Source organism: Janthinobacterium sp. KBS0711 (assembly GCF_000988085.1).
Lineage (GTDB): Bacteria > Pseudomonadota > Gammaproteobacteria > Burkholderiales > Burkholderiaceae_D > Janthinobacterium > Janthinobacterium lividum_E.
This window is the reverse complement of the sequence record NZ_LBCO01000027.1, coordinates 15,371-15,643: the sequence shown is the minus strand read 5'-3', so window position 1 is coordinate 15,643 and position 273 is coordinate 15,371. Positions and strand designations below refer to the sequence as shown.

1 tRNA gene is annotated in these 273 nt (G+C 53.1%); it reads right to left on the bottom strand.

Annotated features, from left to right (window positions below):
- Window positions 1-122 precede the first annotated feature (122 nt).
- Window positions 123-207, bottom strand: a tRNA-Leu gene (locus tag VM94_RS17870).
- Between the last annotated feature and the right edge of the window lie 66 nt (window positions 208-273).

Here is a 273-nt window from a genome sequence, read left to right as displayed (position 1 = left end):
CCGAAGGCACATGGACCTGAACCATGCGCGTCTACCAATTCCGCCACGTGGGCATTGTGCTGCTTGTTACTGCAATCTTACTACTTTACTGCGGATCACAACGATGAACAACTCGTTGCTGGTGGTGCCCACGAAGGGACTCGAACCCCTACACCCGAAGGCACATGGACCTGAACCATGCGCGTCTACCAATTCCGCCACGTGGGCACTGATGCTGCTTGTTGCTTACTGCTATATCTCACTACTGTACTGCGGACTACAACGAAAACAACC